This is a genomic window from Streptomyces sp. NPDC053542 (assembly GCF_044544685.1).
Classification (GTDB): domain Bacteria; phylum Actinomycetota; class Actinomycetes; order Streptomycetales; family Streptomycetaceae; genus Streptomyces.
Genome location: NZ_JBITXL010000001.1, coordinates 678819 through 693322 on the forward strand (window position 1 = coordinate 678819; position 14504 = coordinate 693322).

Genomic DNA, 14504 nt, shown 5'->3' on the forward strand with positions numbered 1-14504 from the left:
TTGGAGCACCGGGGCGGCGGGGAACGAGGAGGTAGCATGAAGATCACCGTGGACCAGGAAGCGTGCTGCGGCAGCGGATTGTGTGTGCTCAGGGCCGATCAGGTCTTTGACCAGCGGGAGGAGGACGGTGTCGTGATGCTCCTGGCGGAAGCGCCGTCGCCCGAGGACTTCGAAGAGGTGCGCGCCGCGGCCGCGGGGTGCCCGACCGGAGCCATCCGACTCGCGGAATGATGACGCCAGCACCGGCCGCCCCGCCGTCCTCCCGCTCCGCGGTCGCGCGGCAGAAGCTCATGCGCACCGCGGAGCGGCTCTACGCCGAGAAGGGCTTCGCGAACGTCTCGGTCCGGCAGATCAGCGAGGCGGCCGGCCAGCGCAACAACTCCGCGGTGCAGTACCACTTCAACGGCCGTGACGAGCTCATCAAGGCGATCCTGTCGAGCTACACGGACGTCATCGAGGAGCGCCGCATCGCCATGGTGGAGACGCTGCTCGCCACGGAGCGGCCGGTGACGCGGGAGGAGCACTACGCGTGCCTCATCCTGCCGGGCGTCGAGTACCACATCGAAGCGGCCGCGCCGACCTGGGGCGCGCGCTTCTTCGCCCAGGCGATCGTGGAACCGGCGCTGCGGGAGTACGTGATCCAGGAGCAGCTGAACACGCCGTCGATCCGCATGCTCAACACGCACGGCGCGGTGCGGCGGAAGGACTTCCCGCCCGGGCTGTTCCAGCGGTACAGCGCGATGGTGCGGCAGCTCAGCGTGCACGCCTTCGCGGAGCTGGAGTACGACCTGGCCAACGGCCGGATCGAGCAGCGGGAGGCGGAGGCGCGCTGGCGGCTGCTGGGGCAGGACCTCATCACGGCGCTGTGCGGGCTCTCCACCGCGCTGCTCGGCGAGGCCGGGCGGTAGGAGACCCGTTCAAGGCTTACCGCTCGAGGCTCACCGGAGGCCCAGCCGGGCGGCCGCCGTGTCGCCGCGCTCGCCGACGGGGCGGATTCCGGTGGCGGCGGCCAGCCCGTACAGCGGCATGTCGACATAGATCGTCTCGTACGCGCCCGCCGACACGGTGTAGTTCTCGTGGAAGATGCCCACGGCGCCGCGGCTCTCCCGGACCCGCCGGTTGAACTCCGCCCACGCGGGCCGGTGCTGCCGCCGCGCGTCCGAGGCGTACGCGAGCAGCTTCTCCTGCGACTCCCAGTACTGGATCACCTCGATCACCCGGGGCAGGCCCAGCCGGGTCCGGGAGCCCAGCAGGCCACTGTCCCGGGCGGTCATCAGCTCTCTGATCACCGGCCCCGTCGCCCGGCTCACCGGCACCCAGTCCCGCGGCGAGCGAAACCTGTTGATGCGCATGCCGACGACGAAGACGACCAGGTCACCGGTGGTCGCCGCGGTGTTGCGGCCCGGGATCAGCGGCGGTGTACGGCGCGTCACGCGGGCACCCCGCACTCCGCGCCCGCCAGGGCCTCGCGGGCGAGCCGGGCGTTGTGGCCGAGGTGCGCGGGATCGAGCAGCTCGTCGTGGGTGCCGGAGCCGTCGAGCCGGACCGCGCCGGAACGGGAACTCTCCTGCCAGCCGGCCCGTTTCCCGAGTACGTACGGCAGTCCGCTCCGCTCGGCGGCGATCACCGTGATCGGTGCGGCGACGGTGCCGAGATTCGGCGTGCGGCAGCAGAAGTTGAGGTAGTCCCGGGCCTGGCCGATGGTCTCCTCGGCGAGCGGGCCGGCGCCGGCCCGCTCCCCCAGCCGGTCGCGCAGCCCTTCCTCGAAGCGGGCCAGCTGCTCGGCGCCCAGCGGCCCGGCCTCCGTGAAGCGATAGGAGTCCAGCAGGACCAGCCGGGACACTTCCCTCCCCCGGCGTTCGAGCTCCTTGGCCACTTCGAAGGCGAGGTTGCCGCCGAGCGAGTAGCCGAGGAGAGCGCACGGCCCTTCCGGCTGCCGGCCCTCGATCAGATCGGCATAGCGGGCGACCTTGGCCTCGCCGGGGAGGTAGTCGAACGCGACGACGTGGAAGTCAGGGAGGTGAGTGGCGAGTTCGCGGTAGGCAGCGCCGTGGCCGCCCGCGGGCGGGAAGCAGAAGAGCGTCCGGTCCGGTACCGGGTCGTCGGGGCCGAAGCAGACGTACGGCACGGCCTCGCCCGATGTGCCGGCGACCACCCGCTCGACCGTGCGGGCCATGCCGCGCAGCGTGGTGTCCTTGAACAGCGGGCCGACGGGGATCTCCGTGCCGTACTCGATGCGCAGGTGGTGGATCAGCTCGATGAGGGCGAGCGAGTGTCCGCCCTCCTCGAAGAAGTCGTGGTGCGGGCCGAGGCGTTCGCGGCCGAGCAGGGCCTGCCAGTGCACGGCCATCCGTACCTCGTAGGGAGTGGCCGGGGCTTCGGGGGCCCGGGTCTCCGGCTCGTGGACGGGAGCGGGCAGTGCGGCGGCGTCGACCTTGCCGTTCGCGGTCAGCGGCAGTGCGGGCAGCGCCACGAAGTGCGAGGGGATCATGTAGGCGGGGAGGTGTTCGGCGAGCCGCCGGCGCAGCTCGCCCCGGTCCACGCGGGCCCCTTCGTCCGGTACGTAGTAGGCGCACAGGGTGTTGTCGCCGCCGTCGGTCCGGCGGGTCGTGACGTGGACCTGGCGCAGCGCGGCGCAGCGGGCCAGCCGGTCCTCGACCTCGCCGGTCTCCACGCGGTGGCCGCGCACTTTGACCTGGCGGTCCACGCGTCCGAGCAGATGGACCGTGCCGTCCGCCGACCAGCGGGCCAGGTCGCCGGTGCGGCAGAGCCGGCGCGGAGTGCCGTCCAGCACGCACACCGGGAAGCGGCGCGCGGTCTCCTCCGGGTCGCCGAGGTAGCCGGTCGCGAGGCCGGCGCCGCCGATGAAGAGCTCGCCGGTCACGCCGGGCGGCACCGGCTCGCCGTACCGGTCGAGGATGTACAGCTCACTGTTGGGCAGCGGGCGGCCGATCGGGACGGTCGCGCCCGGTGCGAGGCCGTCCACCGGGCCTTCGAAGTACGCGCTGTCGATGGTGGCCTCGGTCAGCCCGTACGAGTTGATCAGTCGGGTCCGCGGTCCGCACAGGGCGTGCAGCCGCCGGTGCTCGCCCGCCCGCCAGGTGTCCGAGCCGACGATGAGCAGGCGCAGGAAGTCCAGCCGCAGTCCGGCCGCCTCGCAGTGGCCGATCAGGCCGCGGGCGACCGCCGGGACGAATTCCGCGCAGTCGACCCGCTCCTCGGCCATGGTCCGGTAGAGCCGGTGGGTGTCGAAGAGCAGATCGCGGTCGGCGAGGAGCAGGGTGCCGCCGGAGCACAGCGCGCGCACCAGGTCGCCGGTGAAGACGTCGAAGGAGGGGGCGGCCATCTGGAGGTGGACGCCGGCCCCGTCGTCGAGGCCGTACTCGGTGCGCCAGGCGGCGTGCACGGCGGCGAGGTTGCGGTGGCTGACCCGGACGGCCTTGGGGCGGCCGGTCGAGCCGGAGGTGTGGAGGACGTAGGCGGGCGCGTCCAGGTCGATCGGCGGCTCGGTGGCTGCCGAGGTACCGCTGTCCTCCGGCGCCGGCGCGTCCAGGTCGTCCGGGGTGACCACCGCGGGCCCGTTCCCGCCGGGCTCGGCGGCCCGGTCCGCCACGAGCAGGACGGCGCCCGCGTCCGCGACCAGGCGGGCCGTCCGGTCGGCCGGGTGCCCGGGATCCAGCGGCAGGTAGCAGCCGCCCGCCCGCAGCACCGCGAGGAGCGTGACGATCAGCTCCGGCGACTTGGCCATGCGGACGGCCACCACGGCGCCGTCGCGCACGCCCAGTGCGCGCAGCCGGCGGGCCGCCCCGCGGGACCGTTCGTCCAGCTCGGCATAGGTGAGCCGGTGGGTTTCGCCGGCTGCCACGGGGGCCACGACGGCGACGGCTCCGGGCCGTTCGGCGGCGCGCCGCCGGATGAGGTCGGGTACCGGCACATCGTGGTCCGCGGTCCGGCCCGTCCCGCTCCACCGGGTCAGGATGCGGTCGCGCTCCTCGGGGCCGAGCAGGGGCAGCCGGGCGGCCGGTGCCTCGGCGGGGGCGCGGGTCAGCGCGTCCAGCAGGTTCAGGTAGTGCCCGGCCATCCGGTGGGCCGTCGCCGCGTGGAACAGGTCGGTGTTGTACTTCAGCGCGCAGGTGAAGCGCCCGTCCGCGGGTTCCTCGCAGGCCACCAGCGTCAGGTCGAACTGCCCTTCCTGCTCCGGGAGTTGAATGTTCTCCGCCCGGTATCCCGACAGCTCCTCGCCGAGCTGGTGGGTGAGCAGGGCGAACATCGACTGGAACACGGCCGAGCGGCTTGCGTCGTGCGGCAGCCCCAGTTGCTCGACCAGGAGGACGAACGGGTACTCCCCGTTGTCCAGGCCGCCCAGCACCGTGTCGCGGGTACGGGCGAGCAGCTCGGCCACCGAAGGGTCCCCGGCCAGGCTGACGTGGAGCGGCAGCGGGTTGACGAAGTAGCCGTACACCGGGGTGAATTCCGGGCGGGTGCGGCCGCTGACGGGGCTGCCGACGATGAGGTCGTCCTGGCCCGAGTAGCGGTGCAGCAGCAGGTAGTACGCGCTCAGCAGCACCATGAAGGGCGTGACGCCGTGACGGAGCGACAGCGCGTGCACCCGGGCGCCGAGCGCGGCGTCGATCTCGAAGAACTCGGAGGCGCCACGGTGGGTGGCCACCGCGGGGCGGGGCTTGTCCGTGGGCAGTTCCAGGTGAGGGATGCGCGCCGGCAGATGCGCCCGCCAGTAGTCGAGCATGCGCTGCGCCTCGGGTCCGGCGAGCAGGCTGTTCTGCTGGTTGAGGAAGTCCAGGTAGCGGGCGGGCAGCGGCGGGAGTTCGGCCGGCCTGCCGTGCCGCAGCGCGTCGTAGAGCGCGAACACCTCCTCGACGAAGGTGAAGACGGAGTGGGCGTCGGAGATGATGTGGTGGACGCCGTTGAGGGTCACCCAGCGGTCCGGGGCGAGCTTGTAGAGGCGGAGCCGGACCAGCGGGCCGCGCGTCAGGTCGTACGGCCTGCGGTACTCCTGGATCAGCTGTTCGCGTACGGCGTCCCAGTCCTCGCCCTGCGCGTCGACCACGGCCACGTCGACGCGCGCCTCCGGGGAGACGCGCTGCACGGGACGTCCCTCCTCCGCGACGAAGGTGGTCCGCAGGCACGGATGCCGTTCCACCAGGAGGCGGAAGGCGGTGACGAACAGGTCCGGGTCGAGTTCGCTGTGCACCAGCGTCGCGCCGCCGATGTTGTAGGCGTACGCGTCCGGGTCGAGTTCCCGGAGGAACCACAGCGCCTTCTGGTTGTACGTGAGGGGGTACCGCTCCTCGTCGATGTGCTGCTCCGCCGCGGGCGCGGCCTCGGGCCCGCCGGCCGCCAGCAGCCCTTCGTACAGCCGGGTGGTCAGCGCTTCGACCGGCTCGCCGCTGAGCAGCGCCACCACCGGGACCGTGACGCCCAGCTCCGTGCCGGCCCTGGCGCGCAGCTCCATCGCCAGCAGGGAGTCCAGGCCCAGCGCGAGCAGCCCGGCCGCCGGGTCGACGCTTTCGCACGGTACGCCGAGCACAGCGGCAACCAGCTCACTGAACCGCTCCGTGATCAGGTGGCGGCGGGCCTCCTCGCCCTCCGTCGCGTGGAAGGTCTCCAGGAAGGTGCCGCGCGCCTCGGTCGCCGGGGTGTCGGCGGCGGCCGCCGCCAGGTCGGCGACGAGCGGGGGCGGCGCGGCGTACCAGGCGGTGGCGGTCCGCCAGTCGGTCACGGTGGCGACGGCGAGCTGCGCCCGCTCCTGGCCGATGGTGCGCTCCAGTACGGCCATGCCGGCGGCGGGCGAGAGCGGACTCATGCCGCGTGCCGTGCGGTAGTGCTCCGCGAGGCCGCGCTCCTCGATCATGCCGGCCTCCCAGGGACCCCAGGCCAGGCTGAGCGCGGGCAGGCCGCGGGCCCTGCGGTGGTGGGCGAGCGCGTCCAGGAAGGCGTTGCCGGCCGCGTAGTTGGTCTGCCCGGCGGTGGTCAGCAGGGCCGCGATGGAGCCGAAGAGGACGAAGTGGTCCAGCGGTTCGTCGCGCAGGTGGTGGTGGAGCAGCCAGCCGCCGGCCACCTTGGGCGCGTACGCGGCGTCGAATGCCGCACGGTCCATCTCCGGTACCAGTGCGTCCCTGACCTCGCCCGCGAGGTGGAACACCCCGCGAATGGGCGGGAGTTGGCGGCTTGCACGGTCCGCCAGCCAGGCGGTCAGCGCCGCCTCGTCGGTGATGTCCAGCGGGGCCGGGACCGGCTGGGCGCCGAGCGCCTCCAGCTCCTTGAGGAAGGCGATCCGCTGACCGGCGGGGGTGCCGGGGTCGGTGCGGTGCCACTGTGTGCGGTCGGGCAGCGGGGTGCGGCCCACCAGGATCAGCCGGCGGGCGCCGCGCTCCACGAGGGTGCGGCAGAGCACCCGGCCGAGTGCGCCGAACGCGCCGGTCACGAGGTAGTCACCGTCGGGGCGCAGCCGCAGCGGCAGCGGGCGGGAGAGGCCGGCGGGCGGGCGGAGCCGGCTGGTGCGTCGTTGGCCGCCGCGCAGCGCGATTTCCTCGTCGCCCGTGTCCACCAGCTCGCGCCAGAGCGCCTCGGCCTCCCCCTCGGCGGGCTCGGCCGGAAGGTCGATCAACTTGCCGCGCTGCGCGGTGAGTTCCTGCTGCCACAGGACCCGGCCGAGTCCCCAGGCGGCGGCGCCCAGCGGTTCGACGGGGTCGCCTGCGGCCACGGCCTGGGTGCCGCGGGTGACGATGTGCAGCCGGGCGCCGGGCTGCGCGTCCGGCAGCAGCTGCGCGAGGCGGACCAGCGAGTACGTCCCGATCTCTGCGTACCGGTCCAGTTCCGTACGGGTGGCCCCGTCCAGCGCCGGCAGGTCCAGGTTCCACAGGTGGACGACGGCGTCGAAGGGGGTGTCGAGGTCGGCGAAGAGGCGGGTCAGGTCCTCGGCCGAGTCGGGCGGGACGGTGGATTCCGTCGGGCCGTGGGTGTAGTGCGTACCGGGCCGCACCAGGTGGCAGCGTTTGCCGCGGTCCCGCGTGAGCCCGGCCAACTGCTCGGCGAGCGAGCCCTCGTCGGCGAAGACCAGCAGGTCACCGGGGCGATCCGCGTCCTCCGAAAGACTGCCGGTGCCCTCCGGAAGACTGCCGGTGCCCTCCGGAAGGCTGTCGGTGCCCTCCGGAAGACTGCCGGTGCCCTCCGGAAGGCTGTCGGTGTCCTCCGGAAGGCTGTCGGTGTTCTCCGGAAGGTTTTCGGCGTCGGTCCAGACGACCTCGGCCAGCCAGTTGTCGATCGTGCCGAGGCCGACCGAGGCCGCGGCGCGTTCGACGTCCGCCGCTCGGAAACCGGTGATCCCGCCCAGTGGGGTGCCGTCCTCGGCGTACAGCGCGAGGTCGCCGGTGATCTCGTCGGCGTCCTGGCGGGTGAGGGTGGCGTGCACCCAGAACGGGCGGTCGCCGACCGGGTCGAGGCGTACCTCGGCGATCGCGAGCGGCAGACGGATGCCGCCGGACGCACGGTCGTCCTCCGTCAGCAGAGTCGTCAGCAGGGTCTGGAAGGCGGCGTCGAGCAGGGCCGGGTGGCAGTGACTGTCCGCCGCGCCGCCGTCGAGCGCGGCCGGCGGCCGGATGCGGGCCAGCGCCTCGCCGGGCCCGGTCCAGACCTCCTCGATGCCCTGGAACGCCGGGCCGTACTCGTACCCCTGCCCGGCCAGCGCCGCATACGTCTCGCGGCCGGAGAGCCTGCGGCGGGTGCGGGAGCGGACCTCGTCCGGGTCGAGTGCGGGGCCGGGCGCACGGCGCTGGCCTGCGCGGACGACGCCGGTGGCGTGCACGGCGGATTCGGTCGCGCCCGTCGCGACGGTGAAGTCCGCGCCATCCGGGGCGAAGGAGAGCTGGACCGCCGTCGGCCGCGCGTCGTCGAGGAAGAGCGCCTTGGCCAGCCGGATGTCGGCCAGCACCGCGGGGCCGCCGCCGGTCAGGGCCCGTACCGCCTGTGCCGCCATCTCCAGATAGCCCGCGGCGGGGAAGACGACGTTGCCCTGGATGCGATGGTCCGCGAGGTACGGCAGCTGTTCGGTGTCGAGCCGGACCTCCCAGGTGGGCCGGGTGTGTGTGGTGCGGCGGCCCAGCAGCGGGTGGTCGAGGCGGCCGAGCCGGAGCTGTGCGATGCCCTCGGGCTCGGACCAGTACCGCTCCTGGCGCCAGGGGTAGCGGGGCAGCGGGACCACCCGGCCGCCCGGCTGGAGGCCGTCCCAGTCCAACTCGACGCCCAGCGTGTGCAGTTCGGCGAGCGTGCGGTGGAACCGTTCGGTCTCGTCCTCCCGGCGGTGCATCGAGGCCAGCGTCCGGCCTTCAATGCCCGTGGCCTCCAGGCACTCGGTGATCGAGTGGCCGAGCACCGGGTGCGGTCCGAGCTCCAGGAAGAGGCGGTGGCCGTCCTCGGCCAGCCGGTCGACGGCCGCCCGGAAGCGGACCGGCTCGCGGACGTTCTCCCACCAGTACGCGGCGTCCGGCGCGTCACTGGGCGTGGCGTCCTGGCGGGCCGTCAGGTACAGCGGTACCTCGGGCGGGCGCGGCTTCAGATCCGCCAGTGCCACCAGCAGTTCGTCCCTGATCGGGTCCATGCGCACGCTGTGGTACGGGATGTCTACCGCCAGGAAGCGGGCGAAGACCTGTTCCTGTTCCAGGTCGGCGGCGAGGGCGCGGAGCGCGTCCGCGTCCCCGGACAGGGTGACGCCGTGGGGGCTGTTGACCGCCGCGACCGACACCCGGTCGCGCAGCGCGCGGACGCGGCGGCCCGCCTCGGCCTCGGTCAGCCCGACGGCCAGCATCGTGCCGGTGCCGGCCAGCCGGTGCTGGAGACGGCTGCGGTGCAGGATCACCGTGACGGCCTCGGGGAGGGTGTGGACCCCGGCTTCGTAGCACGCGGCGACCTCGCCGGTGCTGTGGCCGACGACGGCGTCGGGCCGGAGTCCGTGGCTGCGCCACAGTGCGGCGAGGCCGGTCTGGAGCGCGAAGTTGGCGGGCTGCGCGAGCCAGGTCTCGCCCATTCTGGACTCGGCCTCGTCCTTGGCGAGTTCGTCCAGCAGGGACCAGCCGGCCTGGGCGCGGATCTCGCGGTCGCACGCCTCGACGGCCGCGCGGTACACCGGTTCGGCCGCCAGCAGTCTGCGGCCCATCCCCCACCACTGCGGCCCCATTCCGGTGAACACCCAAGCAGCTCCCACGTGTTGGCGCTCGCGGCAGTGGCCGGTGACGACGCGGGGGTGCTGCTCGTCCCGCTCGTACGCGGCCAGCGCCTCGTCCAGCGAGTCGGGCGCGGCCGGCGAGTACACCACCGCGAGGCGGTGCGCGTGGTGTTCGCGACGGTGGGCGAGGGTGTGGCCGAGGTCGGCGAGGGCGGGCGGGGTGCCGTGCGCGCCGGAGAGCTCGGCCCGGATGCCGGTGGCGAGTGCGCGCAGCCCCTCCGGGTGGCGGGCGCTCAGCGGCAGGATCGTCTGGTCGCGCTGCGGCGGTTCGGGGCGGGCTGCGGGCGCCGGTGCCGGTGCCTCTTCCAGCAGTACGTGGGCGTTGGTGCCGCCGAAGCCGAAGGAGTTGACGCCCGCCCGGGCGGGCCCGTCGTGCGCGGGCCAGTCGACCAGCCGGTCCGGAATGTCAAAGGGCAGCGCGGCCGCGTCGAGGGCGGGGTTGAGCCGCTCCAGATGCAGATGCGGCGGGATCTTCCCGTGCTTCAGAGCGAGCACCGTCTTGAGGAGCCCCGCGATGCCGGCGGCGGCCTCGGTGTGCCCGATGTTGGTCTTGACCGAGCCCACGTAGCACGGAGCGCCGGGCGGTCGTCCGGCGGACAGGACGCGGCCGAGCGCCCGGGCCTCGATCGGGTCGCCGACCGGGGTGGAGGTGCCGTGCGCCTCGATGTACTGCAGGCTGCCGGGCGCGATGCCCGCCTCGGCGCACACCTTCCGTACGAGGTCCACCTGGGCGTCCTCGCGCGGCACGGTGATGCCGTTGGTCCGCCCGTCCTGGTTCACCCCGCTGCCGATCACCACGGCGTGCACCGAGTCGCCGTCGCGCACCGCGTCGGCCAGCCGTTTCAGTGCCACGACGGCGACGCCCTCGGCGCGTACGTAGCCGTCGGCCGCCGCATCGAAGGCGCGCGACCGGCCGTCGACGGAGAGGAAGCCGCCCTTGGACTCGGCGATGGTGAAGTGCGGCGCGCAGTGCAGCAGCGTGCCGCCGGCCAGCGCGAGGTCGGTCTCGCCGCGCAGCAGGCTCTGCCGGGCGAGGTGCACGGCGACGAGGGAAGAGCTGCAGGCGGTGTCGAGGGAGACGCTGGGGCCGCGGAAGTCGAAGGCGTGCGAGACGCGGTTCGACACCATCGTCATCATGGTGCCGGTCGTGGTGTGTGCCGTCAGGAAGTCCAGGTCGGCGTAGTGCAGGATGTTGTAGTCCATCGTGAAGGCGCCGATGAACACGCCGATGTCGCGGCCCGCCAGGCCGGCCGGGCGCTGCCCGCCGTCCTCCAGGGCTTCCCAGGAGACCTCCAGGAGCTTGCGCTGCTGCGGGTCGAGGTGCGTGGCCTCGCGCGGGCTGATGCCGAAGAACGCCGGGTCGAACGCGTCGAAGCCGTCGATGTACCCGCCGCGGCCACCGACCAGCCGCCCGGGCTTGGCCCGGTCCCGGCTGCCCAGGGTGGTGACGTCGTACCGGTCGGCCGGGGTCGGGACGATGCAGTCCCGGCCCTCGGCCAGATTCCGCCAGAACGTCCGGTGGTCGTTGGCATGGCCGGGCAGGCGGCAGCCGATACCGATGATGGCGATCCGGTCATTAAAGGTGGAATCAGGCACGCTACTCATACGCGCAAGATAAGGGGGACATGCGACATATTCCGGCACTCTGCCTGACGACACGTCAGGTCAGCTTGTCGGACAGTCGGCCCGGCGGGTGGCGCGCCGGGCGGCGAGGCGTGCGCCGCCCGGACCGGGGGGGTGATGGCACGCGGACGGGGGCAGGGCATAGCCTGACCCGTGCAGCTGGTTCGCCCTGTCCGCCAGACAGGCGCGTCGCAAGAGGGAACCCGGTGGGAATCCGGGACTGCCCCGCAGCGGTGAGCGGGAACGACCGCCGTCATACGCACTGGACCGACCGGGTCCGGGAAGCGACGGCCAGTAGGTGTCCGTGCCTTGGGCGCGGACGTGCTCGTGAGTCCGAAGACCTGCCCGTTGCCCGCACGCGACCTGTCGTGTGCGGCCTCCCGGTGACCTCGAGGGCGGGTCGGCGTACAGCAGGGACGCGGCACACGAGTGCGTGACGGCCCGTCCGCTGTGCACTCCCTTCGCGCTCTCGTGCCCGTCGCCGGGCACTCGGAGACACGCTCGCGAAGGAGAGCAACGTGACCAGCAAGAACACCGCCACGGCCGTACGGGCCACCGTGTACGGCTATCCCCGGCAGGGTCCGGACCGGGAGCTGAAGAAGGCGGTCGAGGGGTACTGGAAGGGCCGCGTCACCGCCGACGCGCTCCGGGAGACCGCCGCGGACCTGCGCCGTTCCGTCTGGGGACAGCTGGCCGAGGCGGGCCTGCACGAGGTGCCGACCGGCGACTTCTCGTACTACGACCATGTGCTGGACACCAGCGTCATGGTCGGCGCGATCCCCGGCCGGCACCGCGCCGCCGTCGAAACGGACGCCCTGGACGGGTACTTCGCCATGGCCCGCGGCACGCAGGACGCGGCGCCGCTGGAGATGACCAAGTGGTTCGACACCAACTACCACTACCTGGTGCCGGAACTGGGCCCGGACACGGTGTTCTCGGCCGACTCGCGCAAGCAGGCCGGCGAGCTGCGTGAGGCCCGCGCGCTCGGCCACACCGCACGGCCCGTCCTGGTCGGTCCCGTGACCTACCTGCTGCTCGCCAAGCCCGCCCCCGGTGTCGACCCCGGCTTCGAGCCGCTGACCCTGCTCGACCGGCTGCTGCCCGTGTACGCGGAGGTCCTCGCCGATCTGCGGGCAGCCGGAGCCGAGTGGGTCCAGCTGGACGAGCCGGCGCTCGTGCAGGACCGCACCCCGGCCGAACTCAACGCGGCGGCCCGTGCCTACCGCGACCTCGGCGCCCTCACCGACCGCCCGCAACTGCTCGTCGCGACCTACTTCGGCCGCCTCGGCGAGGCCCTGCCCGTACTGGCCAAGTCCCCCGTCGAGGGGCTGGCGATGGACTTCACCGAGGCGGCGGCCGGCAACCTGGACGACCTCGCGGCGGCCGGCGGGCTGCCCGGCAAGCGGCTGGTCGCGGGCGTCGTCAACGGCCGCAACGTCTGGATCGACGACCACGAGAAGTCCCTCGCCACCCTCGGCACGCTGCTGGGCCTGGCCGACCGGGTGGACGTGGCGGCCTCCTGCTCGCTGCTGCACGTCCCGCTGGACGCGGCCGCCGAGCGCGACATCGACCCGCAGATCGGCCGCTGGCTCGCCTTCGCCCGGCAGAAGACCGCCGAGCTCGTCACCCTGGCCCGCGGGCTGACGCACGGCACCGGCGTCATCGCCGCCGAACTCGCCGCCAACCGCGCCGACCTCGCCTCCCGCAGCGGCGCGGCGCTCACCCACGACCCGGCCGTCCGGGCCCGCGCCGCGGCCGTCACCGCCGCCGACTGCCGGCGCTCCCAGCCGTACCCCGAGCGGTCCGCCGCACAGCGCGCCCACCTCGGCCTGCCGCCGCTGCCCACGACCACCATCGGCTCCTTCCCGCAGACGGCCGCGCTGCGCACCGCGCGCGCCGACCTGCGCGCCGGGCGGATCGACGACGCCGCGTACGAGGAGCGCATCGCGGCGGAGATCCGCGAGGTCGTCGCCTTCCAGGAGAAGGCCGGGCTCGACGTCCTGGTGCACGGCGAGCCGGAACGCAACGACATGGTGCAGCACTTCGCCGAGCGGCTGACCGGCTACCTCGCCACCCGGCACGGCTGGGTCCAGTCCTACGGCACCCGTTACGTCCGCCCGCCGGTGCTGGCCGGTGACGTCTCGCGCCCGGAGCCGATGACGGTGCGCTGGACCCGGTACGCGCAGTCGCTCACCGGGCGGCCGGTCAAGGGCATGCTCACCGGCCCGGTCACCATGCTGGCCTGGTCCTTCGTCCGCGACGACCAGCCGCTCGCCGACACCGCGCGCCAGGTCGCGCTGGCGCTGCGCGACGAGGTGGCCGATCTGGAGGCTGCGGGCACCTCGGTGATCCAGGTGGACGAGCCGGCGCTGCGCGAGACGCTCCCGCTGCGCGCCGCCGACCACGCGGCGTATCTGGCCTGGGCCACCGAGGCGTTCCGGCTCGCCACCGGCGGCGTGCGGCCCGACACCCAGATCCATACGCACATGTGCTACGCCGAGTTCGGCGACATCCTGCCGGCCATCGACGACCTCGACGCCGATGTGATCAGCCTGGAGGCGGCGCGCTCCCATATGCGGGTGGCGGGCGAGCTGGCCGCCGCCGGGTACCCGCGCGAGGTCGGCCCGGGTGTCTACGACATCCACTCGCCGCGCGTCCCGGACCCCGACGAGATCGAGGCCCTGATCCGCGCGGCGCTGACGGCCGTTCCCGCCGAGCGGCTGTGGGTCAACCCCGACTGCGGCCTGAAGACCAGGGGCTGGCCGGAGACCCGTACGTCACTGGAGCACCTGGTCGCGGCGGCCCACCGCGTCCGCCGGACGGTCCTGACGCGGCGGGACACCCGCTAGGGGCTTTCGTTCGGTTCACCGCGCGGGCCGGAGGAAGACGCCTGCGACGTGGAGACCGGCCAGGTAGACCGTGGCTGTCTTCTCAGGCCGGTTCGCCGGCCGGGGCCCCCTTTGCGGGCCCCGGCCGCCTGCCCCGCCGTCTTCCGCGTCAGCCCTTTCCCGTCTTTCCCTGCAGAGCCTGATCGAGGAGGACTTCCGCCGCCGCCCGCGCATGCCGACCGTAGTCCGCATCGTCCAGCACCATGGCACGGCTGGCCGCCCCGTCCGCGAGGGTGGCCAGCTGCTCGGCGAGTGGGAGGGGTTCGCGGCAGCCCAGCTCCGTCACCACCGCGACGATCAGTTGCACCATGCGCAGCTTCTGCTCCCGGGCGTAGGAGTGCACCGCGCTCTCCGGGTCGGGGAACTCCGCGGCGGCATCGATGAACGGACACCCACGCACCGGAGCCGCGTCCGCCACCGGCGGATCGAACAACCTGCGGATCCGCTCACGCGGAGGGATGTCCTCGCGGGTCAGCACGCCTTCGAGGGTGGCCCCCGACAGTGCGAGGCCCTGCAAGTGGGCGACGACCAGATCGTTCTTGGTCCGAAAGTGCAGGTAGAGCGTCCGCTTGGACACCGGCGCTTCCTCGGCGACCTGTTCCATGCCGGTCGCGCTGATGCCCTGGGTCGCGAACAGCCGGGCGGCGGCAGCCAGAATGCGCTCCCGCCCGCCGCGCCCTCGCCGCCGGGCTCCCGTGGCCGTCGTACTCACGGTCGTGTTCATGAAGTAAGTATACGCACGCGTTTACTTA

6 protein-coding genes and 1 riboswitch are annotated in these 14504 nt (G+C 73.3%); of the genes, 3 read left to right on the forward strand and 3 right to left on the reverse strand.

What is annotated here, in order from left to right; translation table 11 throughout:
• Positions 1–36 precede the first annotated feature (36 nt).
• Together ACIGXO_RS02975 and ACIGXO_RS02980 are read left to right on the forward strand one after the other, a co-directional pair.
• Entirely contained in the window at positions 37–231 is a 195-nt protein-coding gene (locus tag ACIGXO_RS02975) for a ferredoxin (protein WP_399779373.1), read from the forward strand.
• Positions 228–908, forward strand: a complete 681-nt coding sequence (locus ACIGXO_RS02980) for a TetR family transcriptional regulator (protein ID WP_399779375.1) — start codon at positions 228–230, stop codon at positions 906–908. The genes ACIGXO_RS02975 and ACIGXO_RS02980 overlap by 4 nt, the downstream gene beginning before the upstream one ends.
• A 30-nt stretch (positions 909–938) precedes the next feature.
• Here ACIGXO_RS02980 and ACIGXO_RS02985 read toward each other — a convergent pair whose 3' ends face one another.
• Both ACIGXO_RS02985 and ACIGXO_RS02990 read right to left on the reverse strand, forming a co-directional pair.
• On the reverse strand, positions 939–1433 hold the full coding sequence (locus tag ACIGXO_RS02985; protein ID WP_399779376.1) for a DUF4188 domain-containing protein: 495 nt from the start codon (positions 1431–1433) through the stop codon (positions 939–941).
• Positions 1430–10846: an amino acid adenylation domain-containing protein gene (locus ACIGXO_RS02990; protein WP_399779378.1), complete on the reverse strand. Its 9417-nt coding sequence runs from the start codon at positions 10844–10846 to the stop codon at positions 1430–1432. The genes ACIGXO_RS02985 and ACIGXO_RS02990 overlap by 4 nt, the downstream gene beginning before the upstream one ends.
• A gap of 161 nt (positions 10847–11007) precedes the next feature.
• A riboswitch (cobalamin riboswitch) is annotated at positions 11008–11228 on the forward strand.
• A 154-nt stretch (positions 11229–11382) separates the two neighbouring features.
• Here ACIGXO_RS02990 and metE point away from each other — a divergent pair.
• Positions 11383–13713 carry a 5-methyltetrahydropteroyltriglutamate--homocysteine S-methyltransferase gene (gene metE / locus ACIGXO_RS02995; protein ID WP_399779380.1) on the forward strand — a complete coding sequence of 777 codons (2331 nt, stop codon included), beginning with the start codon at positions 11383–11385 and terminating at the stop codon, positions 13711–13713.
• Between the two features lie 148 nt (positions 13714–13861).
• Here metE and ACIGXO_RS03000 read toward each other — a convergent pair whose 3' ends face one another.
• Positions 13862–14476, reverse strand: coding sequence for a TetR/AcrR family transcriptional regulator (locus ACIGXO_RS03000; RefSeq protein ID WP_399779382.1), 615 nt, complete (start codon positions 14474–14476; stop codon positions 13862–13864).
• Positions 14477–14504: the final 28 nt, after the last annotated feature.